Origin of the sequence: Allobosea lathyri, assembly GCF_900108245.1 — a bacterium.
Taxonomy (GTDB): Bacteria; Pseudomonadota; Alphaproteobacteria; order Rhizobiales; family Beijerinckiaceae; genus Allobosea; species Allobosea lathyri.
This window is the reverse complement of the sequence record NZ_FNUY01000012.1, coordinates 40,662-63,834: the sequence shown is the minus strand read 5'-3', so window position 1 is coordinate 63,834 and position 23,173 is coordinate 40,662. Positions and strand designations below refer to the sequence as shown.

17 protein-coding genes and 1 tRNA gene are annotated in these 23,173 nt (G+C 65.0%); 13 read left to right on the top strand and 5 right to left on the bottom strand.

What is annotated here, in order from left to right:
- Nucleotides 1-129: 129 nt before the first annotated feature.
- Nucleotides 130-1,386, top strand: coding sequence for an aminopeptidase (locus C4S73_RS22990; protein ID WP_103874931.1), 1,257 nt, complete (start codon nucleotides 130-132; stop codon nucleotides 1,384-1,386).
- Between the two features lie 130 nt (nucleotides 1,387-1,516).
- Here C4S73_RS22990 and C4S73_RS22985 read toward each other — a convergent pair whose 3' ends face one another.
- Nucleotides 1,517-2,302 (bottom strand): IclR family transcriptional regulator, encoded by a 786-nt coding sequence (locus tag C4S73_RS22985; protein WP_160115884.1) that lies wholly within the window; start codon nucleotides 2,300-2,302, stop codon nucleotides 1,517-1,519.
- Between the two features lie 170 nt (nucleotides 2,303-2,472).
- Here C4S73_RS22985 and C4S73_RS22980 point away from each other — a divergent pair, with 170 nt between their 5' ends.
- The 10 genes from C4S73_RS22980 to C4S73_RS22935 all read left to right on the top strand — a co-directional run bounded on the left by C4S73_RS22980 (nucleotide 2,473) and on the right by C4S73_RS22935 (nucleotide 9,810).
- Nucleotides 2,473-3,135 (top strand): amino acid ABC transporter permease, encoded by a 663-nt coding sequence (locus C4S73_RS22980; RefSeq protein ID WP_103874929.1) that lies wholly within the window; start codon nucleotides 2,473-2,475, stop codon nucleotides 3,133-3,135.
- Entirely contained in the window at nucleotides 3,132-3,782 is a 651-nt protein-coding gene (locus C4S73_RS22975) for an amino acid ABC transporter permease (RefSeq protein ID WP_103874928.1), read from the top strand. The genes C4S73_RS22980 and C4S73_RS22975 overlap by 4 nt, the downstream gene beginning before the upstream one ends.
- Nucleotides 3,769-4,500 carry an amino acid ABC transporter ATP-binding protein gene (locus C4S73_RS22970; RefSeq protein WP_103874927.1) on the top strand — a complete coding sequence of 244 codons (732 nt, stop codon included), beginning with the start codon at nucleotides 3,769-3,771 and terminating at the stop codon, nucleotides 4,498-4,500. Before C4S73_RS22975 ends, C4S73_RS22970 begins: the two co-directional genes overlap by 14 nt.
- Nucleotides 4,501-4,547: 47 nt before the next feature.
- Nucleotides 4,548-5,348, top strand: a complete 801-nt coding sequence (locus C4S73_RS22965; protein ID WP_103874926.1) for a transporter substrate-binding domain-containing protein — start codon at nucleotides 4,548-4,550, stop codon at nucleotides 5,346-5,348.
- A 220-nt stretch (nucleotides 5,349-5,568) separates the two neighbouring features.
- Nucleotides 5,569-6,609, top strand: coding sequence for a succinylglutamate desuccinylase/aspartoacylase family protein (locus tag C4S73_RS22960; RefSeq protein WP_103874925.1), 1,041 nt, complete (start codon nucleotides 5,569-5,571; stop codon nucleotides 6,607-6,609).
- The gene (locus tag C4S73_RS22955) at nucleotides 6,606-7,550 is read left to right on the top strand and encodes a threonine ammonia-lyase (RefSeq protein ID WP_103874924.1); all 945 of its coding nucleotides are present in this window, start codon (nucleotides 6,606-6,608) and stop codon (nucleotides 7,548-7,550) included. Before C4S73_RS22960 ends, C4S73_RS22955 begins: the two co-directional genes overlap by 4 nt.
- A gap of 332 nt (nucleotides 7,551-7,882) precedes the next feature.
- Nucleotides 7,883-8,473 (top strand): HdeD family acid-resistance protein, encoded by a 591-nt coding sequence (locus C4S73_RS22950; protein WP_103874923.1) that lies wholly within the window; start codon nucleotides 7,883-7,885, stop codon nucleotides 8,471-8,473.
- Between the two features lie 162 nt (nucleotides 8,474-8,635).
- Nucleotides 8,636-9,031, top strand: a complete 396-nt coding sequence (locus tag C4S73_RS22945) for a PRC-barrel domain-containing protein (protein WP_103874922.1) — start codon at nucleotides 8,636-8,638, stop codon at nucleotides 9,029-9,031.
- A gap of 174 nt (nucleotides 9,032-9,205) precedes the next feature.
- Nucleotides 9,206-9,475, top strand: a complete 270-nt coding sequence (locus tag C4S73_RS22940; RefSeq protein ID WP_146071471.1) for a hypothetical protein — start codon at nucleotides 9,206-9,208, stop codon at nucleotides 9,473-9,475.
- 47 nt (nucleotides 9,476-9,522) lie between these two features.
- Nucleotides 9,523-9,810, top strand: coding sequence for a hypothetical protein (locus C4S73_RS22935; RefSeq protein ID WP_103874920.1), 288 nt, complete (start codon nucleotides 9,523-9,525; stop codon nucleotides 9,808-9,810).
- Here the strand turns inward: C4S73_RS22935 and C4S73_RS28495 are convergent.
- Nucleotides 9,767-10,048 (bottom strand): hypothetical protein, encoded by a 282-nt coding sequence (locus tag C4S73_RS28495; protein ID WP_425290367.1) that lies wholly within the window; start codon nucleotides 10,046-10,048, stop codon nucleotides 9,767-9,769. The genes C4S73_RS22935 and C4S73_RS28495 overlap by 44 nt on opposite strands.
- 5 nt (nucleotides 10,049-10,053) lie before the next feature.
- The gene (locus C4S73_RS22925) at nucleotides 10,054-10,824 is read right to left on the bottom strand and encodes a DUF899 domain-containing protein (protein WP_103874919.1); all 771 of its coding nucleotides are present in this window, start codon (nucleotides 10,822-10,824) and stop codon (nucleotides 10,054-10,056) included.
- 131 nt (nucleotides 10,825-10,955) lie between these two features.
- On the opposite strand from C4S73_RS22925, the gene C4S73_RS22920 reads away from it, so the two are divergent.
- The gene (locus C4S73_RS22920; RefSeq protein ID WP_103874918.1) at nucleotides 10,956-12,176 is read left to right on the top strand and encodes a helix-turn-helix domain-containing protein; all 1,221 of its coding nucleotides are present in this window, start codon (nucleotides 10,956-10,958) and stop codon (nucleotides 12,174-12,176) included.
- Between the two features lie 9 nt (nucleotides 12,177-12,185).
- The gene (locus tag C4S73_RS22915) at nucleotides 12,186-12,836 is read left to right on the top strand and encodes a Vgb family protein (RefSeq protein WP_103874917.1); all 651 of its coding nucleotides are present in this window, start codon (nucleotides 12,186-12,188) and stop codon (nucleotides 12,834-12,836) included.
- Between the two features lie 355 nt (nucleotides 12,837-13,191).
- On the opposite strand, the gene C4S73_RS22910 is transcribed toward C4S73_RS22915, so the two are convergent.
- Both C4S73_RS22910 and C4S73_RS22905 read right to left on the bottom strand, forming a co-directional pair.
- The gene (locus tag C4S73_RS22910; RefSeq protein WP_103874916.1) at nucleotides 13,192-22,386 is read right to left on the bottom strand and encodes a glycerophosphodiester phosphodiesterase family protein; all 9,195 of its coding nucleotides are present in this window, start codon (nucleotides 22,384-22,386) and stop codon (nucleotides 13,192-13,194) included.
- Between the two features lie 667 nt (nucleotides 22,387-23,053).
- Nucleotides 23,054-23,129, bottom strand: a tRNA-Ala gene (locus C4S73_RS22905).
- Nucleotides 23,130-23,173 lie beyond the last annotated feature (44 nt).

The window sequence follows — 23,173 nt, the reverse complement described above, 5'->3', positions numbered from 1 at the left end:
TGGCGGTCAGCGGCCGTTGACCGGACCGCGGCGGTCGATCCCGATTGCCGGTTCTAGCTGACAGCCGGGCGGGCGGACGGTATCAGCGGTCGGCATTCTCAAGCGAATGTTCATTCCAGGCGAGTTTCGATGACCATGCACCAGCGCACCCTCCCCGCCTCGATCGATCCGGTGAAACTCGACAGGCTTGCCGAAACCGCGGTCAGGGTCGGGCTCAATCTCCAGCCTGGGCAGGACCTGTTCCTGACGGCGCCGGTCGTGGCCCTGCCTCTGGTGCGCAAGATCGCCGAGCACGCCTACAAGGCCGGGGCCGGCCTGGTCACGCCGATCTTCTCCGATGAGGAGATCACGCTGGCACGCTATCGTTTCGCTCCCGACGAAAGCTTCGACAAGGCGCCCGGCTGGCTCCATGACGGCGTCGCCAAGGCCTTCGCGACCAACACCGCGCGCCTCGCCATCGTCGGCGACACCCCGATGCTGATGGCGGGCCAGGATGCGGCCAAGGTTTCGCGCGCCAGCAAGGCCAATTCGATGGCCTATCAGCCGGCGCTGGAAAAGATTGCCGGCTTCGACATCAATTGGAACATCATCGCCTATCCCGGCGCGTCCTGGGCTCGCGAGGTTTTCCCGGGCGATGAGGAGGACGTCGCGGTCGGCCGCCTGGCCGAGGCGATCTTCGCCGCCTCCCGCGTCGACAATGACGATCCGGTCGCGGCCTGGGCCGCCCATAACGCGGCGCTGCGCACTCGCTCGCAATGGCTCAATGGCCAGCGTTTCCACGCCCTGCATTTCTCCGGCCCCGGAACCGACCTGACGATCGGGCTCGCCGAAGGCCATGAATGGCAGGGCGGTGCCTCGACCGCCAAGAACGGCATCACCTGCAACCCCAACATCCCGACCGAGGAGGTCTTTACCACGCCCCACGCAAGGCGGGTCGACGGTTACGTCAGCAGCACGAAGCCGCTCTCCTATCAGGGCACGCTGATCGACGAGATCTCGGTGCGCTTCGAGGCGGGACGCATCGTCGAGGCCAAGGCCGCGCGGGGCGAGGAGGTGCTGAACAAGGTGCTCGATACCGACGAGGGCGCGCGTCGCCTCGGTGAGGTCGCGCTGGTGCCGCACTCCTCCCCGATCTCGAAGAGCGGGTTGCTGTTCTTCAACACGCTGTTCGACGAGAACGCCTCCTGCCACATCGCGCTCGGCCAGTGCTACTCGAAATGCTTCGTCGATGGCGCAAGCCTCACCCCCGAGCAGATCGCGGCACAGGGCGGCAACAAGAGCTTCATCCATATCGACTGGATGATCGGCTCCGACAAGGTCGACATCGACGGCGTCCATGCCGATGGGCGTCGCGTGCCGGTATTCCGCAAGGGCGAATGGGCCTGAACGCCCTCGGGGCTTACAGCATAGGACCGAATATCCTATTCGGCTCTATGCTTTAAGCTTTTGATTTTGCATCGGCTTTCCCGAAAACCGCGCTCCACTTTTCGGGCCGATGCTCTAGCCCTTCGCGCGCTCAGCCATAGGATAATTGTGAACCCGCCTCGACGCAGCAGGCCTTGAGGGCCTGCAGAATCGCGTTCTCGTCGGTCATGACGCCATGGCGCTGCAGGCAGGGCACAAGGATCGCCGCCTGCGCATGGCCCGCCGGCCCGATCACGGGGCAGGCGATATCGGTGACAGCCAGGATGTCCCGGCTGGGCGCGACCCGGTGACCGAGCGTGCGAATCCCCGCAAACATCTCGGCGACGCTGGGCTCGCTCAGCCGCGCCTGCTCGGCAGGATCGGCATCCTTCATCAGCATCAGCCGCTGGGCCGCCGACTGGAAGGCCAGGATGAGCAGGCCGGAATTCGCATCGAGCGCCGGACGTCCATAGCCCGGCCGCACGATCACGCTGGCGTCGAGATGGCCCGAGGTCGTGGCGAGCACCACGGTCTGCGCCCGGCTGAGCACGACGAGATGCGCCGCCTGCCCGCTTTCCTCGCTGAAGCGCTCCATCAGCGGCAGCACGACCGAGGTCAGCTGCCTGCCACCGGGCGTCCTGATGCCCAGATCGAACAGCCGGCGCGACAGAGCGAGACGATCGGTGCCGGCCTCACGCTCCAGATAGCCGCGCTGCTGCAGCACGAAAACCATCCGGAAGATCTCGCTTTTCGAGCGCTGCAATCGCTCGGCGATGACGCGCGTCGAAAGCGGCTCGCCGACCTCCGCCAGCAGTTCGAGAATATCGAGCCCCTTCTCCAGCGCCGGAGCGGCATAGGAGGTTTTGTCGCCGCCATCGGTATCCGGGAGATCAGACATGTCGCTCTGTTTCATATATGAAGCTTGACATCAAATAAGAACCCAAACTAGCTTTCACGTAAAGAGGGTCAAGAATGACAAGAGGGCAGGAATGACGCCGACGCCGATCCCGCAGTCCAGCTGTTTCATGTGCGCTCACGCCGCACCGCGACGCGCATCGGCCTGACCCCATGAAATACGGACTCCAGTTTCGAGATGTGTTTGCGGCCTGGGAGTCCATTCTGGACGGCGTCTGGATCACGCTGTTCCTCTCGGCCTGCGCCATGCTCGGCGGGCTGGTGATCGGCGTCGCCTGTGCCGCCGGACGGGTCTATGGACCGCCGCTCATTCGCCGTCTGGTGGTCGCCTATGTCGAGATCATCCGCAATACGCCGCTGCTGGTGCAACTCTTCCTGATCTTCTTCGGCCTGCCGAGCTTCGGCGTCCGGCTCGACGGACTGACGGCCGCGATCATCGCCCTGGTCATCAATCTCGGCGCCTATACCACCGAGATCGTCCGCGCAGGTTTGGAGGCCGTGCCCAAGGCGCAGATCGAGGCGGGCCATTCGCTTGGGCTCTCGGGCCTGCAGGTGTTCCGCTACATCGTCATGTACCCGTCGCTCAAGGCGATGTTCCCGGCGCTCGCCAGCCAGTTCGTGCTGCTGATGCTGGCGACCAGCGTGGTCTCGCAGATCTCGGTCGAGGACCTGTTCCATGCGGCGTCCATCGTGCAGTCGCGCACCTTCCGCGACTTCGAGGTCTACACCGTGATCGGCGTGCTCTATCTCGGGCTCGCCTTCGCTTTCCGCGGCCTTTTCGCCGTCATCTACCGCGTGGCGTTCGTACAGCGATGATCCGCAGCTTTGGCCTCATCGATGTGATGTACCTCGTCAGCGCGGCGCGCTGGACGGTGGCTTTGACCGTCACCGCCTTCGCCGGCTCCGCCCTGCTCGGCATGGTGCTCGCGATCATGCGCATCCTGCCCTTCGCGCCGCTGCGCTGGCTTGCCGCCACCTATATCTATGTCGTCCAGGGCACGCCGCTGCTGGTCTGGCTGTTCCTGATCTTCTTCGGCCTGCCGTTGATCGGCATATCCGTGAATCCATGGCTTGCGGCGGCCGTGGCGTTCTCGGTCTATGGCAGCGCCTTTCTCGGCGAGATCTGGCGCGGTGCGCTGGTCTCGATCGCCAAAACGCAATGGGAGGCCGGGGCCTCGCTGGGCCTCTCGCTGGCCGAGCAATTGCGCCACATCATCGTCCCGCAATCGATCCGGATCGCGGTGGCGCCCACCGTCGGCTTCCTCGTGCAACTGATCAAGAACACCTCGCTTGCGGCGACGATCGGGCTGGTCGAGCTGACCCGCGAGGGACAGCTCACGGCAGCGGGCACCTACAAGCCCTTCGCGGTCTACATCACCGTCGCCGTGATCTACTTCCTGATGTGCTTCCCTCTGACCCAATGGAGCCGCTCGCTCGAGCGGAGGCTCGATGTCGCTCGTTGAAATTCAAGGGATCAGCAAGAGCTACGGCTCGGTCCAGGTGCTCAAGGACGTCTCGCTCGACGTCGCCAAGGGCGAGATCATCGCGGTGATCGGCCGCTCCGGCTCGGGCAAGAGCACGATGCTTCGCTGCATCAACGGGCTGGAGCCGATCCAGGCCGGCTCGATTAGCGTCGACGGCGTCAAGGTCAACGATCCCAAGACCAATCTGCGCAAGCTCAGGCAGGAGGTCGGGATCGTCTTCCAGAGCTTCAACCTGTTCCCGCATCTCTCCGTTTGCGACAACATCACGCTCGCCCCGCGCGTCGTGAAGAAGCAGGCGCCCGAGCAGGCCCGCGAGATCGCCCGCGAGGTGCTCCGGCGGGTCGGGCTGGAAGACAAGCTCGACGCCTATCCCTCGCAGCTCTCCGGCGGCCAGCAGCAGCGCGTCGCCATCGCCCGCTCGCTGGCGATGCAACCCAAGCTGATGCTGTTCGACGAGGTCACCTCGGCGCTCGATCCCGAGCTCACCGGCGAGGTGCTGAAGGTGCTCGAATCCGTGGCGCAGGACGGCATGACCATGATCCTCGTCACGCACGAGATGGGCTTCGCGCGCCGCTTCGGCTCGCGCCTGGTCTTCATGCATGAGGGCCGCATTCACGAACAGGGTCAGGCGGCCGCCGTGCTCGCCGAGCCCAGGACCCCCGAACTCCAGACCTTCCTCAGCGCGGTGCTGCACTGAGGAAAAGACCGGCAACGACCAGACATCACAACGAGGGGAGACAAATCATGCGTTCACACTTCAAGGGCCGTTCCATTCTGGCGGGCATCGCAGCTCTCGCCGTCGCCGCCTTCGGCGCGCCCGAAGCTCGCGCCGACAAGCTCCAGGACATCCTGTCCAAGGGCGTCGTGCGGATCGGCGTGCCCCTCGATGCGCCGCCCTTCGGCGCGCAGGACGAGAACCGCAAGCCGATCGGCTTCGACATCGAAATGGCCGAGATGGTCGCCAAGGGCCTCGGCGTGAAGCTCGAGATGCAGCAGATCACCGGCGCCAACCGCATCCCGTTCCTGCTGACCGACAAGGTCGACATCGTGATCTCGGTGATGGGGCTGACGCCGGAACGCGCCCGGCAGATCCAGTTCACCGCGCCCTACGCCAACACCTTCCTGGCGGTCTACGGACCCAAGGCCTCCGCCGTCAGCAGCGCCGAGACCATCGGCTCGGCCCGCATCGCCGCCGCCAAGGGCACGACGCAGGAGCTGGCGATCAGCGCGGCTGCGCCCAAGGCCAGCCTGATGCGCACCGAGGATGATGCCACGGCCGCTGCCGCCTACATCACCGGCCAGGCCGACCTGCTCGCCACCAACAGCATCGTCGCCCAGGCACTCGCCAAGCAGAACCCGAGCAAGGAGTTCGAGCGCAAATTCACTATCCGCCGCAGCCCGGCCCATATGGGCGTGCAGATGGACCAGCACAATCTGGTGCGCTGGCTCGACGGTTTCATCCTGTTCAACTCGATGAACGGCGAGCTCGACCGTCTGCACCGCAAATATCTGGACATGCCGATGGATCCCCTGCCGACGCTCTGAGTCCGCGACCTCAACACACCTGTCAAATCAGGCGCGGGGAACCCTCTCCTGTAAGGAGAGGGCAGGGTGAGGTGTAGGCCAGAAGTCCAGCTGGCTGCTGCCGAGCCGCCGTGAGGCCACAGCCACAGCGTCAAACGGCCGACACCTCACCCCTGCCCCTCTCCTTACAGGAGAGGGGTTCCCCGCGCTTAATCCCGAACGCCTCCACTGCGAGCCAGCCATGACCAGCGCCAGCCAGAAGCCTGCCCCCCGCCCCTCCAGCGCTTTCCTGACGATCGACCCGGAGCGCGACGGCAAACAGGCCGGCTTCGTCATGATCCCGCATTCGCCCCATGACGACGCCTGGGGCGCCACCCGGATTCCGGTGGCGGTGATCAAGAACGGTTCAGGCCCGACCGTCATCCTCGAAGGCGGCAACCATGGTGACGAATATGAGGGCCCGATCACGATCTGCGACCTGATCCGCGATCTCGATCCCGGCCGCATCCAGGGCCGGTTGATCCTGATGCCGGCAAACAACGTCCACGCCGTGATCGCGGGTCAGCGCACTTCGCCGGTCGACGGGCTGAATTTCAACCGGACTTTTCCGGGCGATCCGCGCGGCACCATCACCCAGCAGATCTCGGCTTATGTCAGCGACTACATCCTGCCGCTCGGCGATGCCTTCCTCGACCTCCATTCCGGTGGCTCCTCGCTCGACATCATCCCCAGCGCCATCGTCGAGCCGACCGACGACCCGGCCCTGCACAAGCGCAATGTCGCGGCGGTGCAGGCCTTCGATGCCCCGATGACCGTGGTGATCAGCAATCTCGGCGAGCCACGCACGGCCACCGCCGCGGCCTGCAGGGCCGGCCTCGTCACCGTCGGCACCGAGATGGCGGGAGCCGGCACGGTGTCCCTGGACGCGCTCAAGGTCTGCCGTCGCGGCGTGCGCAATGTGCTCGACCATCTCGGCGTGCTGCCGCTCGACGCGCCCGAGCCGAAGCGCGGCGATGGCAAGGTGCTCGAACTTCCGGGCATCTCGGCCTATGTCTACGCCACCGTAGACGGCGTCTTCGAACCGTTTCACGCCAATGGCACGACCGTCAGCGCCGGCCAGCCCGCAGGCCGTATCCACTGCACCTGGGACCCGACCCGGCCGCCGGAGACCCTCCACTACGCCGCCGACGGCATTCTCTATGGCCGCCGCCAGCCGGGCCGCGTCAAACCCGGCAATTGCTGCCTGATCGTCGCCGCGCCCTATCGGGGAACCCTCTCGTGATCGATCTCTCAGACATCCGCGCCGCCCGCGCGCGCATCGCGCCCCATATCCGGCGCACGCCCACCTTGCCCTTCGCCCAGACCAGCAAGGCCGAGAGCTTTGGCGGCGGCGTGACCCTGAAGCTCGAACTGCTGCAGGCGGCAGGATCGTTCAAGGCGCGCGGCGCCATGAACCGTCTGCTGACGCTCTCAGCCCAACAGCTCGAACATGGCGTCGTCACCGCTTCGGGCGGCAATCACGGCCTTGCCATTGCGCGCTCCGCCCATGTCCTGGGCGTCAAGGCGACAATCTTCCTGCCGGTGACCGTGGTGCCCGACAAGGTCGCCAAGCTAAGGCAATGGGGTGGGACGGTCGAGATCGTCGGCCAGATCTGGGACGACGCCAATGAGGCCGCCCTCGCTCACGCCGCCCGGACCGGCGCGACCTACGCCCACCCCTTCAGCGATCCGATCGTGGTTGCTGGCCAGGGCACGCTCGGCCTCGATATCCTCGACGACATGCCCGATGTCGATGTCATCCTGGTTGCGATCGGTGGCGGCGGCCTGATCACCGGCCTGTCGACCGCCGTGAAGGCGCTGAAGCCCGACACCCGTATCATCGGCATCGAGCCCATCGGCTCTCCGACGCTGCACGCCTGCCTCGAGGCTGGCCGGCTCGTCGGCCTCGACAAGCTGGAAACGCGCGTCGCCACCATGTCCTGCCGGCAGACCGATCAGGCGATCTACGAAACCGTCAGCCGCAATGTCGACGAGATCGTGCTCGTGAGCGATTACGAGATGGAGCAGGCCGCGCGCTCGCTCTGGTTCGAGTTCGGCATCGCGGCCGACCTTTCCGGCGCAGCCTCGCTGGCTGCGTTGCAATCGGGACGGTTTACGCCTGCTCAGGGAAGCAAGGTCTGCGCCCTGATCTGCGGCGCCGGAACGGACGGCACTGCCAGCTGAGGCGCCCCGCAGCGCATCCGGCCAAACGTATCGTTATGCACGGTCATCGATCTGCGCTGTAGCTCCGGTACGGGGGCGGCGGCCTTCACGGCGGTGGCGGATTTCACGGCGGCTTCCGGCGCTAGAACCGGCGCACGGGGATAGCGAAGAGAGGGCGGGTCAGGGGGATCCTCGCCATTCTAGCGGGTTCCCCCCGATTTCACTTTGCCCGGAAGTCCCCGACACTCCGCGAAGCGGCGGCGTCGTTAGCGTCCAGCCCTCCGTCCGCCAATTGCTTCATTGCCTCTCCAACCTGGATCGATCCCGTCCCTCCCCGACCCCAAAGGTGATGCATGACGACCCTCGGCAATGAGAACGCCCCCCGCCAGATCTATCCTCTATTGTCGGCCCTGTCGGGCCATTGGTGGCTGGTCCTGCTGCGCGGAATCGCCGCCATCATCTTCGGGGTCCTGGCTTTTGTCTGGCCCGGCGCCAGCCTGCTGGCGCTGGTGATGCTCTATGGCTGCTATGCCCTGGCAGATGGTGTTCTGGCCCTCGTCGCTGCGATATCGGGCGGCGCTCCGGCTTTGCGCTGGTGGCTCGCCTTGATCGGCGTCCTCGGGATTGCCGCCGGCGCCATAGCCTTTCTCTGGCCCGGTCAGGTCGCGCTCTTTCTCGTGCTGTTGATCGGAGCCTGGTCGATCTGCCATGGCATCCTCGAAATCATCGGCGCCATCGCCTTGCGCAAGCAGATCGACCACGAGTGGATGCTCCTCCTCGCCGGAGCCTTGTCGGTCCTGTTCGGCATCGCCGTGCTCGCCTGGCCGGCAAGCGGCGCGCTGGCGCTGATCTGGCTGATCGGCAGCTACGCTCTGCTGTTTGGCGTGCTCCTGGTCGGGCTCGCGTTTCGTCTGAAGACGCATCGCGCCACGGTCGGCGGCTGAGCTCGACCGGCCGCCGCCCGGCAACGGCTTATAGCTACCTTCCGGCGAATGTCTCCGGAACGTTTGACGCCTTCGCGCATTCCTTTGACCGCCGGCTCCGATCAGCCGGCCGCTCGCGACAGATCTGTCTGCGGGCGTCACAATGCGAAGGTTCACAACACAATGCGCTATATCGCCGTTACGCTCGCCACTGCCCTGCTTTCGACATCTGCCCTGGCCCAGTCTGCGCCGACGCTCGACAAGGCCCCGATCTTCACCGAGGTCAATCAGGCCTCCGCACTCGGAAGCAGCCTCAAGGGCCTGAACGTGCGCAATGCCGGCGATGAGAACGTCGGCGAGATCGAGGACGTCGTCGTGGTCGGCAACACCCTGGCGTCCTACATCCTGTCGGTCGGCGGCTTCCTCGGCATGGGCACGCATTATGTCGCGGTCAGCCCGGCTTCGCTTGCCATCACCTGGAACGAAAAAGACAAGAAATGGAACGCGCGCATCAACGCGACCAAGGACCAGCTGAAGGCGGCTCCCCAGTTCAAATATGAAGGCCGCTTCGCGAAGTGACCTAGCCATGACCGCTATCCGCCGTCCTTTGCGGGCGGCGGATAGCGGAGCAATTTAAGCGCTCCGGAACAGAGGCGATGCGCGCCGGCAAAGCCCGCCGATTTTTCTCTCATGCGACGGAACTGCCCAATCGGCTCGAACGTTGAATGGCTGCCGAAAGCGGAGGTCGATGTCATGGACGAGGACCGCATCGAGAGAATTGCGAGGGCGATGTGCAGGGCCGCTCGCATGGATCCCGACAAACCGGCGCCGCAGGGCCCGTATACAATGATGCTGCAATATCCCGGCACGGCTGTCGCACCGGCCAACTGGACGCTTTTTCGACGGCAGGCGGAGCTTTTCTGCGCGACCAATCGGGATATGCGCACCGACGGGGACGGGCTGAGTGCTGTCACCGCGCGCGGTGAGAGCACCTCGCCGCAAGTTGCGAAAGCGGCTCACTGAGGCGTCGCTCGCTTCGGAGAGGTGCACATGCGCCACGGGAGGTGCACATGAACCGACTGGTCATTGCGCTCGTTCTGACGCTGGCATCCAGCGCCGCCATTGGGCAATCCAGGCCATCGACAGTCAACCGGCCTTGCGCCGTCAACCGACAGAGCGTGGTGGCGAGCGGTGCAGTCGTGCTCGGTACCGGCGGCTACACTTATGACCGCTTCGTCCGCGACCGCGGCTTTTGCCAGTTCGATGAATATACCGAACCGGCCTGGGTCGAGAGCAGGGACACGCCGGCTTGCTTCATCGGCTATCGCTGCAAGAGCGGGCCGTATTGGGACGATTGAGCGTGCGCCAGCTGCGCCAACTGACGATCAGCTTCAGCCAGGGCGCCGAGTGAAAGACGCTCATCAGCACGTACATCGGGACCATTCCGCTCAGCAGTGATGCGCCCTGCGCGGCCGAGCAGAGGATATCTGCCTGGCCGCCTCCCGACATCCCCGTCAGCAGCGCCATGATCGCGAAGGTCGGCGCGGCCGCGAGGCACAGCCACTCGGCAGCGCCGCTTTCACCATGGATCGCCACGGCCTTCACTCAGCCGTGCCGTATTCATCGTGGCGGCGCCACCAGGGGCCACCGGCCTCGTTGCGCCCCTTGGGGGCCCGGTCGAGCCACGGATACATGCTCCAGATGCCGTCCACCCCGCGCGAATAGGTGGAATAGCTGTGGTAGACGACGCCGTCCTCGAGCACGAAGGCGCTCATGCCCGGCCTGTCGCGCGTATAGGTGGGCACGTCGGTTCCCGACATGGCCGCGAAATCGGCGACGGGTCCAGTGGTCGGCAACGCGTCCATCACGAAGCCCCCGCGCCGGTAGTTGTAGTCGATCGCCCCCGAGCGTTGCTCTTCTTCGGTGAACGAGACGTTGAAGTCGTGGCTGAAGTCGCCCCCGGCGGACGAGGCCCAGGGAAACGTCCAGCCCATCCGCTGCTTGTACGCCTGCAACTTCGCGAGCGGCGCCCGCGACACCGCCATGAGCGTGACGTCGTGGTTCCCTAGGTGAAGATGGAAGCCGTTGAACCCGTCCGCGATCGCTGAGCAGGACGGGCAACCCGCCTTGTAGTCGGGCCCGAACATGAAGTGGTAGACGAGAAGCTGCGAACGCCCCTGGAAGAGCTCCGGCAGCGCAACGTTGCCGGCATCGGTTTCGAACCGGTATTCCTTGTCGATCCGCACCCAGGGCAGTTCCTGCCGCCGCCGTGCCAGCTCGTCGCTGCGCCGCGTCAGCTCCTTCTCCTCCTTGAGCAGCCCAAGTCGGGCAGCCAGCCACTCTTCACGCGTCCCGGTCATGTGTATCGTCATTGTCATCACTCCTGTCGTCGGGTGACCTTCGCCGCTCGCTCAGCTGGCGAGACGACTTGGTGGTCGGCGGTGATGGGATTGATACGGACAGGGCATCGCGGGGTGGGAGTGACAAGTGTGGCGGGATTCCGATGGACTCGCTGATCACCGCCGCAGCGCGCGCGCTCGCCGCGGGTGATCCCCTCGGCGCCTTGAATCGGGTCGCCCTGCGCGACGACGCGCCCGCGCTTGCGCTGCGAGGCATCGCGATGGCGCAGCTCGGCGATCTCGTTCTGGCGAAGACCCTCCTGCGGCGTGCGGCGCGCAGTTTCAGTCCAAAAGAGGCGGTGGCGCGGGCCCGATGCATCGTCGCCGAGGCCGAGATCGCGCTCGCCTCGCGCGACCTGGGCTGGCCCGCGAAAGCGCTCGACGCCGCCCGGGCAACGCTCGAACAGCATGGCGACCGACTGAACGGCGCTCATGCACGGCATCTCGAGGTCCGCCGCCTCCTCCTGATCGGACGCCTCGATGAGGCCGAGCGCAAGCTTTCCGAACTCGACCCAGCGCCTTTCCCGCCCGCATTGCGGACCGTCCACGAGCTGGTGGTGGCAGGTATCGCAATGCGGCGTCTCCAGACGAAGGCCGCGCGCGCCGCTCTCGCTTTAGCCGAAGTCGCCGCACGCCGCGCCGGTATCCCTGCGCTGGCGGCGGAGGTCGAAAGCGCCTCTCTGCTGCTGAGAACAACTGCGGCGCGCCTGATTGCACGGGGCGAAGAACGCCCGCTCCTGCTCGAAGAGGTCGAGGCGCTGCAGGCGTCGAATGTTCTCGTGGTGGATGCATGCCGGCATGTGGTGCGCGATCCCGGGATGGCGATCTCGCTCGCCACGCGCCCGGTGCTGTTTGCGCTCGCGCGCACGCTGGCCGAGGCGTGGCCCGGGGACGCATCCCGCGACATGCTCGTCGCGCGGGCCTTCGGGGCGAAGCAGGCCGATGAATCGCATCGCGCACGGTTGCGCGTCGAAATCGGACGTCTGCGCATGCTGCTGCAAGACCTGGCCCGCCTGAACGCGACGAAGCGCGGCTTTGTATTGTCGCCAAGCCGCGCAAGCGAGATCGTCGTGCTGGCGCGGCCCGTCGAGGAGCGGCATGCGGGGGTGCTCGCCTTCGTTGCCGATGGCGAGTCGTGGTCGAGCTCGGCGCTCGCGCTCGCGCTTGGCACCAGCCAGCGCAGCGTGCAGCGGGCACTGGACGCACTTGCGGCAACCGGCAAGGTGCAATCCTTCGGTCAAGGGCGAGCGCGTCGCTGGATCACCCCGCCCATGCCGGGATTCACGACGACGTTGTTACTCCCTCCCCCTGTGCCGAGTGAGTAGGATAGCGGAATGAAACGATCAGAAGCCGAAATCCTCCGCGAATATGGCCCCTTTCCCGGCGTCGACCAGGTGGGTGGCGTCACATTCGACAGTCAGCACGTCTGGATCGCCGCCGGAGACAGGCTGAATGCCTTCGATCCTGCAAGCGGAGAAACGGTGCGCTCGATCGAGGTTGCCGCGCATGCGGGAACGGCTTTCGACGGCCAGCACCTGTTCCAGATCGCCGAGGACCGCATCCAGAAGATCGATCCGAAGACCGGCAGCGTGCTCGCCACGATTCCGGCGCCCGGCGGCGGCAGTGACTCTGGACTCGCCTGGGCCGAGGGGACGCTCTGGGTGGGGCAGTACCGGGACCGGAAGATCCATCAGATCGATCCGCATACAGGAGCGATTCTTCGCACCATCGAGTCCAGCCGCTTCGTCACCGGAGTCACCTGGAGCGACGGAGAACTCTGGCACGCGACCTGGGAAGGAGACGAGAGCGATCTGAGGCGCATCGATCCTCGAACGGGAGAGGTTCTGGAGACCCTCGACATGCCGTCGGGCATGGGCGTGTCGGGGCTTGAGGCCGATGGCGGCGATCAGTTCTTCTGTGGAGGCGGACCGAGCGGCAAGGTAAGAGCCGTCCGCCGGCCCGGCCGAAGCTCGACGGCCCGCTAGAGCATCGGCCCGAAAAGTGGGATGCGGTTTTCGGAAAAAGCCGATGCAAAAACAAAGAGCTAGATCGTCGGGCCGGATACGATATCCGGTCCGATGATCTGGAGCATGCTGATTTCACTCGGACACACGCCGTCATCCCGGGCTTGACCCGGGATCCATGCCGGAGTGCTTGCGGTCAACGTTCCGGCGAGGATCCCGACTCTGCGCTCCGGCCGGAATGACTCGCGTTTCCACGAAAACCCAACATGATCTGAAAAGGGGCGCCTTTCGGGCGCCCCTTCCTGTTGCGTTGCTGGTCGTGGTGTCCGGGCCCGGCGCGAGCGCCGGGCCAAGGCTTCGTCAGACGAATGCTTGGTCAGACGAAGCGGAAGTCGTCGGCCTGGAGCGAGGCGAGCGTGACATTGGTCAGGGTCAGCGCGGTCTCGGCGTCCAGCGTGATGACGACGTCGCGTCCGGCCTGCGTCGCCGCCGCGGTGAAGGCGGCGTAGTCGGCAAGCAGGCTCGTGGCGAATTCGAGCTGGTCGGCACTGCTGCCGCTGGCCTGGAAGTCGCTGATCACGTCGCGGCCAAAGCCCTTTTCGAAGACGAAGACGTCGTGGCCGGAGCCGCCGGAGAGCCGGTCGTTGCCGGCGCCGCCGTTGATCCGGTCGTCGCCCGAGCCGCCCCTGAGGTCGTCCTCGCCGGCGCCGCCCGAGAGCCGGTCGTTGCCGGAGCCGCCTTCGAGCAGGTCCTTGCCGTCGCCGCCCTCGAGCGCATCGTCGCCCGAGCCGCCCCTGAGCGCGTCGTCGCCGGCGCCGCCCGCGATGACGTCGTTGCCCGAGCCGGCATCGAGCGTGTCCTTGCCCGCGCCGCCATCGACGACCTCGTCAGCCGCGCTGCCGCGCAGCTGATCGTCGCCCGAACCGAGCCGCACGCTCTCGATGCCGGTGAAGCGATCGTTGCCGATGCCGCCTCCCGAGGCCGTGCCCGCCTGCCAGTTCACGCTCACCGAACCGGTCGCGTCGGAAAGATCGAGCGTATCGAAGCCCGCCCCGCCCGCGATCGTATCGTCGCCGCCCGCGCCCTTCAGCACGTCATCGCCGGCGCCGCCATCGACCGTCTCGTTGCCCGACGAGCCGGTGAAGACGTCCTGGCCGGCGCCGAGCGCGATCGCGCCGGTCACCGCCGAGCCCTCCAGCAGCGTGACGCTGTCGTCGCCGGCACCGGTGACGATGCCGCCGGCGATCCTGCCGCTATTGACCAGCGTCAGCGTGCCGGTCGCGGTCGCATCGGCAGCGATGCCGCCGCTGATCGCGCCGGCATTGTCGAGCTTCGCGCCATCGAGCGCGCCGCTGAGCGCCACCGCCGCGACCGTGGCGCCGGCCTCGACCGTCAGGCGATGGCTGCCGGTCAACACCGCCGTGCTGGCGAGAACCGCGCCGGCCTTGACGCGGATGTCGTCAAAAGCCTCGCTTGCCGCAACCGACCAGCTGCCGGAGCCGACCACCAGGTGCTCGACGCCGGTGACGGTGTCGAGCGTGCCGGTGCCCGAGAGGATGAGGCTGTCGGAGCCCTCCCCGCCATCGATCAAAGCCGGCGCGCCAGCCGCGATCACGAGCTCGATCGTATCGTCACCGGCGCCGGCGTCGATCCGGTCGTCGCCCTCGCCGCCGAAGATCAGGTCGGCCCCGTTGCCGCCGCTGATGACGTCATCGCCGGCGCCGCCTTCGATGCGGTCATTACCGTCGCCGCCGTCGAGCGTGTCGTCGCCCGCGCCGCCTTCGATCCGGTCATTGCCGGCCCCGCCAGCGAGCGCATCGTCGCCGTCCAGCCCGCGGATCACCTCGTCGCCGGCGCTGCCGCTGATGATGTCATCGCCTTCGGTGCCGGCCAGGATCGGGGCCGCCACGACCGGGGTGAGGTCGACGACCGTGACGTCGTCGAAGCTGAGACCCTGATTGCCCCAGGAATAGAGCCCGAAGGTGCCCTTCTCATTGCCGTGATCCTCGATGGCATAGGCATAGATGGCTTCGCCATTGAGGAAGGCCGTGATCTTGTTGGCGATGATGTCGACCCGCAAGGTGAAGGCCTTGCCCGGTTCGTATTTGCCGGGAACCTGCCCCAGGATTTCCTCTACGCCAGCCCGCATGCGGATCAGGTTGAAGATGCTGCCGGCGCCGTTGCCGGGCGCACGGTCGAGCATGCCTTCAGCATCGAGTTCGAGTTTGTAGTAGTTCTTCGCGTCCGTGTAGTGGAACAGGAAGCCGAGGCCGTCATCGTCTGGCGTCTTGATCGTCGCCTCGATGGAATAATCATCCCAAATGAGCGCCTTCGGGTCGTTGTAGAGCGCATAGGTGCCGGTGCGCAGCACATTCACGCCGTCGCCGAGCGGGCTCCAGCCGCGCTTCCAGTAATCGGCGTTGGACGCGCCATTCCAGGTGAGCTCGCGGCTTTGCAGATCGGTGGTCTGCTTGAGGACGCCTTCGCTGACCAGCCATTCCGAAGATGTCCCCTCCGGCCCGATGCCACCCATCTCGCCTTCATCGACGACGGTCCATTTCGCGAGCGACTGGGCCGATGAGAAGCTGTCGGAGACGAGGATCCGGTTCTGCGCGACGACCTCGACATCGACGCGATCCGTCGAAGCGTTGCCGGCGGCGTCGGTCACCGTCAGCGTCAGCTTGTTCAGGCCTGTCGTGAGATCGACGACCGGGTTCTTGCCGGTGGCGATCTCATTGCCGTGCTCATCCGTCCAACGCCAGGAGGTGATGTTGGAGCGGCCGAAGGACCCGTCACCGTCGAGCGTCACGCTCGCTTTGCCATTGCCATCGAGATCGAGGACGCGCTGGTCGACTCCGGCCTCGGCGGACAGGCCGACGCGGGTGACAACGACATCGTCGAAGATCGAGCTGCGCTGCTCGCTGGAATAGAGGCCGATCGTACCCCTGGCGAGCGGGTTTGCGGCATCGACCACCGGGCCGTCGAAGACGTTGCGGTCACCGAGGAAGACATTGATGGCGTTGCCGACCACCGCGATCTTGAGCTTCAGTTCGACATTGAACTGGTAGCCCATCTCGGTGGAGGCGAGGATGGTTTCGACCCCGTTCTGAACCTTGACCAGTTCGCGGCGGTTGGTCTCGCCATTCATCGTAAAGCGGTAATGGTTGTTGTCGTCCTGATAGTAGAACACCAGGCCGATCGCGTCGTTATCCATCGAGGTCAGACCGGCCTCGACGACATAGTCCGACCAGTCCTGCGATCCCGCGCCTGTCCAGAGCAGCTTGTTGTTCTTGGAGTCCGACATCTCCCACAGCGCCGCTTCAGGCGCGGCAAGCCCGGCCTCGGCGGTGGGCCGCGAAAACACCGTGCCCTTCAGCAGGAAATTGTTCTGGGCGGAGCTGCCATTGCCGCCGGCGGGGACGAAGTCCAGCGAGAACGCCTGTCCGGCCGGCGAGAGGGAGCCGTCCTGGAAATCGAAGCCGCCGGAGAACTGATTGGAGGTGCCCGGCTTGATCCCGCCGGCCGAGGGGCCGCCGAGATCCTTGACCTGCTCGTCCGTCAGCGAAGGCGAGGACGCCGCCGAACCGAAAAGAGCCTGGGTTATGCTGATGCTCGAGGTCGCATAGGCATTCGACAGATAGAGCGGCGAGGTCTCGCCATCCTCGTCCGAGAACAGCAGCGCTCCCTTCGACAGGTCGATCGAGAAGCGATCCTTGTCGACCATCTGCGTGCCGACCTTGGTGCCGTTGATGTATTTGGACAGCTTGATCTGGCTGCCCTCGACATCGAACACGAAGGCGAGCCGCTGCCAGGCATCGAACTGGAATGTGCCCTCATATTGTCCGGAGATGCCGATGGCGCCGGTGGTCGCGCCGGTCTTCTTGATGAAGATTTCGCCATCGCTGCCATTGCTGGTGTCGGTCTGCACCAGCGCCGTGTATTCGCTCGCCGTCGCCGAGGGGACATAGATGTCGAAGACCAGGGCATAATCGCCGACCTTCAGCGAAGGCACGCCGGCCGGCGGGACCAGGACGAGCTTGTCCTCCTTGGCCAGGGCCGGAACAAACGCGATCTTATCGTCGGCCGAGAGGCCGGGGATGCCGAGTTTTGCGGCGGTATCGATGACGATCTTCTTGGTGACCGCTGCCGCCTGGGCCGGAGCCCAGCCATCCGCCGTGCCATCGTTGAAGGTCTCGACGAGCAGCGTCTCGCTGCCGCGCACCACGATTTCGACCTTGTCCGAGGTGACCACGCCTGCGGCGTCGGTAACCTTCAGCGTCAGCTCATGCTTGCCGAGACCCAGTGCTGCATTCGTCTTGACGCCGGTGGCGACGACGTCGCCATCCGCATCGTGCCATTCATAGCTGAGCGCCTCGGATTTCGGATTGAGCGATTTCGAGGCATCGAGCCCGACCTGCGCCTTCGTCTGGCCATCCGCCGCAGCGACGACGAGATCATCACCCGCCTTGGCCATGGCATAGAGCGTGGGCGTGCCAAGATCGACGCCGGTGAAGGTCTCCTGGTGGCCGCGATAGGAACCGGTCAGGCCGTCGCGATCGAGCTCGGGCTTGACGCGATAGCCGTCGAGATAGTCGTCGAAGACTGTGAAATAGGTCTCGGTGGAAACGGTCTTGTTGTCGGGATCGATGGTGACGAGGCGCATGGCGCCGTTGCCGCCATTATTGCCCTTGGATTCGTCGCCATTGCCGGTGATCTCGCGCGAAATACCGTTCTGGTAGTTGACCAGCATCTCGAAGACCGGGTTGCCGTATTGCGAGTAGCTGACATTGGTCTCGGCGCCGTCGCCGAAGATATGACCGGAGAAGGTCATCACGATATTCGGATATTTGGCCGAAAGTTCGCGATAGACCGTCTCGCCGTCATTGGCCCCCTGCGGGTCCTTGCCGATGCCGTAGTCATAGCCGGCGCCTTCGTCATAAAGCGCCAGGCCGAGCGGATCGTGACGGCCCGCATAGTCCGTGAGCGAATGCGAGACCAGGATGATGCGATGGTCGAGATTCTTCTCGATCACGTCGCCAGCCCAGCGGATCACGTCGTCGCGCGGTCCGAACTCCATCGACAGGACCAGCCACTTCGTGCCGTCCGTGCCGGAGAAGGTCGAGTAGGTATTGCGCGCGCTCGAGCTTTCCTGGTCATAGGCGCCGCCGAAATTCCCGGGAGCGACCTCCTCCTGCTTGGTCGGCGAGAAGCGCTGGTCGAGATAGACCGAGCTGTGATTGGCGGCCGAGCCGCCATCAGCCTGGTCGTGATTGCCGGGCAGCAGCGAATACGGGATCTTGCCGTCGAGCGTGCGCAGGGCCGACTCGGCGACGTCCCACTGCTCCGGACGGTTGTTCTGAGTGATGTCGCCGACATGGATGGCGAACTGGATGTTGCGGCTGTCCTGCTGATCGGCGAGCCATTGCGTCATGCTGCCGAAGATCGGCGCGCGCTGCGCATTGTCGGTATAGTCCTGCGTGTCGGGCAGCACCGCGACCGTATAGGCGTTGGGCCCGGCGACGCGGACGCGGAAGACGTCGGCGGCGGAATGCCCCTCGGCATCCGTCGCGGTGATGCGCAGGTCTGAATGGCCGAGCCCACCGAAGTCGAGCGTCAGCTTGCCGTCTGCAACCGAGGCATTCACCACCCGGCCTTCGGCCGTCTCGACCTTGTAGGTCAGGCCAGTGCCGTTGAAGACGCCAGCCAGGTCGATGACCATGTCATCGCTGGTGGGCGTGACCAGCAGGTCCTTGATCGGGGCGATAACCTTCAGCACCACCGGTTCCAGCGGCGTCGTGACCTCCGGGGCGCGGGCGATCAGGCTGCCGGTGCCGAAGCTCGGCGCGAAGTTGCCCTTGCTGAAATCGAACTGGACACCGTTCACGCCCTCTATCGGCTTCGTGAAGGGACCGGCGACGGTCGGGCCGCCGAGCGCGGTGACCTCGGCCTCGCTCAACGCCTTCTCGACGAAGGCGACTGAAGACAGCGAGAAGAGCGAGGTTTCGCCGCTGTCATCGGCGAAGAGCAGCATGCCGTTGGCGCTGACTTCGTAGTCGCCCGTGACGACCTGCTGACCGATCTTCGCGCCGTCGACATATTTCGTCAGCGTGAAGCTCGGGCCGTTGCCGACGCGCTCGACCGTGAAGGCCACGCGATGCCAGGCATTGACCGTGATCTGACCTTCGTCCTGATTGTCGGTGCCGAGGACAGCAAAGCCGTCGCGGAAGCCGAGCCAGAGATCGCCATCGCTGCGATTGCTGAGATCGCTCTGGAAGATCGAGCCGAGCCCGAGCTGCTTCGGCAGATAGAGGTCGTAGACAACGGTATAGCTGTCGAAATTGGTGCCGCCATCCTGCGGTGCGAAGCCTGGCTTCAGCGCGAGACCGTATTCCGGATCGAAGCGCGGAGCGCTGAGCGCGCTGCCCTCGCCATCCGGAAGGGCAGGCAGGCCGAGGGCCGTCGTCGTGCCGAACGTAACCGACTGGGCGCCGGGCACCGGCGTCTCAGGCGCGATGGCGGGCGCCACTGCGATCGTGCCCTTGCCGAAGCTGGCCGTGAGCGCCCCGGCGGTGAAGTCGAACTGGCTGGCATTGCCCTGCACAGCCTCGACTGTGAGAACGCCGCCGACCTTGGCTCCCCCGAGCGCGCCGATCTCGGCCGCGCTCATCGCCTTGTCGGTGAAGAGGAAGCTGTTGAGATGCGACGGCACGCCCTCGCCGTCATTATCCGCGAAGAGCAGCACGCCCTTGTCGGAGACGGTGTATTCGGCGGTCTCGTAGGTGCCGGTGCCGACTTCGACGCCGTCGATATATTTGCGCATCGTCGACTTGCCGTCGCCATCGGCGGTCAGGGTCACGGCGATGCGGTGCCAGACGTCGAGCGCGGCGGCGCCGTGATAATCGCCCTTGCCGATGCCGAAGCTCGCGCCGTCCTTCTTCATGAAGAACTTCGCATCGTCTGAATTGGCGAGGTTGGTCTGGAACAGGCCGTTCCAATCGCCAGCGAATTCGCCGGACTTCACCATCACGTCGAAGACCATGGTGAAGGTCGTGACCGTGCCCTCGATGGCGGGGTCGAACAGGAAGCCGTCGGTCGCCTTGGCCGGCGCGACCGTATCGAGCACGCCCGGATCACCGCCGAGCGACGGCACGCCAATGAACACACCAGCCGCGTTCTGGACCGGCTGCGAGGTCAGAACGACGTTGACCACCGTATCGGTGTTGTCGGTGAAGACGCCGTCGACGCCGGCCTTGATCAGCGCATCGACGAGGTTCTTCGCGTTGGCGCCGAGGCTGTCGTCGCGATGCGTATAGGGATGCACCTTCAGGCCGGCCGCGTGGGCGTCGGCGAGAAGCTGCTTGGGCGCGCCGGTCGCGAGGTCGATGACGAAGGGCATGTCCGGGCCGAGGCCCGACGCATAGAGATCGGCGATCGTCTTCAGGGCCTGTGGGGTCGCGAAGGCCTGATAGGTCGAGCTGGCCGAAAGGTTGAGGCCGAGCACGTCATAGACCGAAGGATCGGCTCCAGGCGCGCCGGAGAAATTATAGGCGATATCGTCGGGAACGTAGGGATATTCAAAATAGACCAATTGCACGAGCGGGAGATCCACTCCGGCCGCCAGCATGATCTTCGTCTTGAGCTCGATCAAATTGGCGAATTCGAAGGACTGGATGAAGACGCGCTGGGGATCGACGAAGTTCTCCGCCTTCAACACGTCGATCAGCATCTTGCTGGTGTCGAGACCCTGAATCTTGTGGAAGATCGGGTCTTTCGTCTCAGGGTAAATGCCAACCTTCTGGCCGGTTTCTGCTTCCGTCTCCTTCACGAGATCAAGGATCTCGGTCAGTGTCGGAATTTCGAACTTGTCGTCATAGCCCGCCGATTCCGGACGGATCTGCGGCTGATCCTCACGGGCGCGCAATTCCTTGATCTCTGCGAGCGTGAAGTCGGCGACGAACCAGCCGCCGACCTTGCCCCCCGCATAGTCCTTGACCGTCAGCTTGTCGGCGAACTTCTCGATATCGGCGACATTGGTGCTGCTGCTGGCTACGACAGGCCGGCCGTTCGCGTCGCGCAGGATGTTGCCGCTCGCATCGAGCTTCACGGAGGCGAGCCAGGGATCGTGACGCGCGATGAGCACGCCATCCTTGGTCGAGACCAGATCGGGCTCGATGAAATCGGCACCCATATCGATGGCGAGCTTATAGGCCTCGAGCGTGTGCTCTGGGCGATAGGCCTGGGCGCCGCGATGGGCGATCACAAGGAAATCGCTGAGCCTGCCGGGCGTCAACACCTCGGCGACGCCGGCGGGCTGCTCGATCTCGGGCTCGGGAATGGCGGCCAGCGTGCCCTTGCCGAAGCTGGCGGCGAGCGTTCCGGCGTCGAAGTCGAACTGGGTGACATTGCCCTCGGATGGCGCAGCCGCGAGCACGCCGCCGGCCTTGGCGCCGCCGAGCGCCATGATTTCGGTAGCGGTCATGGCGCGATCGGCGAAGAGGAAGCTGTTGAGATGCGAAGGAACATCCACGCCGTCATCGCTGGCAAAGAGCGGCATGCCCGTGTCCGAAACAGTAAGATCGGCGGTATTGCTGGAACCGCTGCCGACTTCGACGCCGTCGATGTATCGGCGCATCGTCGAGGTGCCGTCGCCATTGGCCGTCACGGTCGTAGCGATACGATGCCAGGCGTCGGGCGCGGCAGCTCCGGACTTTGTCAGCGCATCGTAGACCATGGTGAAGGTCGTGACCGTGCCTTCGATATCGGGATCGAACAGAAAGCCGTTGCTCTTCTTGGCCGGGGTCGAGATTTCGAGCACGCCGGAATCGGCGGGGCTCGCCGGCAGCGCCGGCAGGTTCGCGGCAGCGGCGGTCGTGATCGTGTCCGAGGTATCGCCCCGGCGCGCGATCGCGCCCTTGCCGAAGCTCGCGGTCAACTGGCCATTGTCGAAGTCGAACTGCGTGGCCTCATAGCCCTGGGGGGCGCCAGCCATGACGCCCTCCGCCTTCGGGCCGCCGAGCGCGGCGATCTCGCTGTCATTCAGCACCTTGTTGGCGAAGAAGACGCTGCTCAGCTTGCCGGCGGACGTCTCGTTGTCCTCATCGGCCATGATGAAGAAGCGCTCATTGCCGGCTTCGATCAGATAGCGCGTGCCGCCGCCGACCGATTGCGTGCCGACTTTGACGCCGTCGATATATTTGGTGATCGTCGAGCTACCGAAGGCGCTGGTGCTGGCGGAGATCGTGAAGGCGACCCGATGCCAGGCGTCCAGCGAAGCGGCGCCCTGATAGTTGCCGGAAATGCCAATGCCATAGCCGGCGGCACTTTTCTTGCCGAAAAGGTCGCCATCGTTGGAATTATTGAGATTGGTCTGCAGGAACGACACATAGCCGCCCATGGTCGCAGCCGGCATCAGCACATCATAGACGAGCGTGTATTGAGAGATGGCCCCGCTCAGCCCGGTCTTGATCTCGTAGCCCTGGGCGTTCGAGGTCTTCGGGAAGTTCAGGACCCAGTCTTGGGAATCCGCGGGAAAGAAAGCGCCGAGCGCCGAAGCCGTGGTGAACGTGACCATGATCAATCCTCATCGAGCGGGATGGGCTCAACTCGGATGCAAGCGGGCGAATGGGCTGGTACAACAGCCCACGCATGCCGGCAGTTTTACCCGCCGGCCCGCCATTACATTTCCGACGCTGACCCAGCGTTTGGTAACGTTTCGTTAGGGATGATCGATGACGATTTCTTGAAAATGCCCGTGATACACCTCATGCGAACTTTCAATACCCGCCATCGACCTAGACGATGGGGCGAACGTCACAATTCTGCAGCCAAAACCTGCCTATGGAGATTGCGAGAGCAGCTCCCAATAAAGGCACGCTGCGCCTGGGTGCTGCGCGCATCGCCACGACGACGCGGGCGTCAGCCTGTTCGAGCGCAAGCCACATAGCGTCGCGCTGACCACGATGGATCATCGGCTCGTAGCGAGCCATCCTGCCGCTGCGAGAGCCGGCAGGTTGCGTGCCGGAGACGAGCCAGTGCCGGCCTCAGCATCCGGCAGTGCCCTCGGGCGACGAAGGCGATTTGCAGCCTGCGGCATGCGTGCCGCAGATTCTCCGCGAATTGGTCGCAGCCGCCCGTAGGCGGGCGGCTTGATCCAGTACGGGAACCAAGGTGGAAAAATAGGGCCGGGAGAATTGCACTTCGGAAATCACCAAGGCTTTCATCACGTTAGATGAAAGCCTTGGTGGAGCTGAGGGGAATCGAACCCCTGACCTCTGCAGTGCGATTGCAGCGCTCTCCCATCTGAGCTACAGCCCCGAAGGCGCTGGCCTTCTAGGCCGTGCGTCGCGTGAATGTCAATC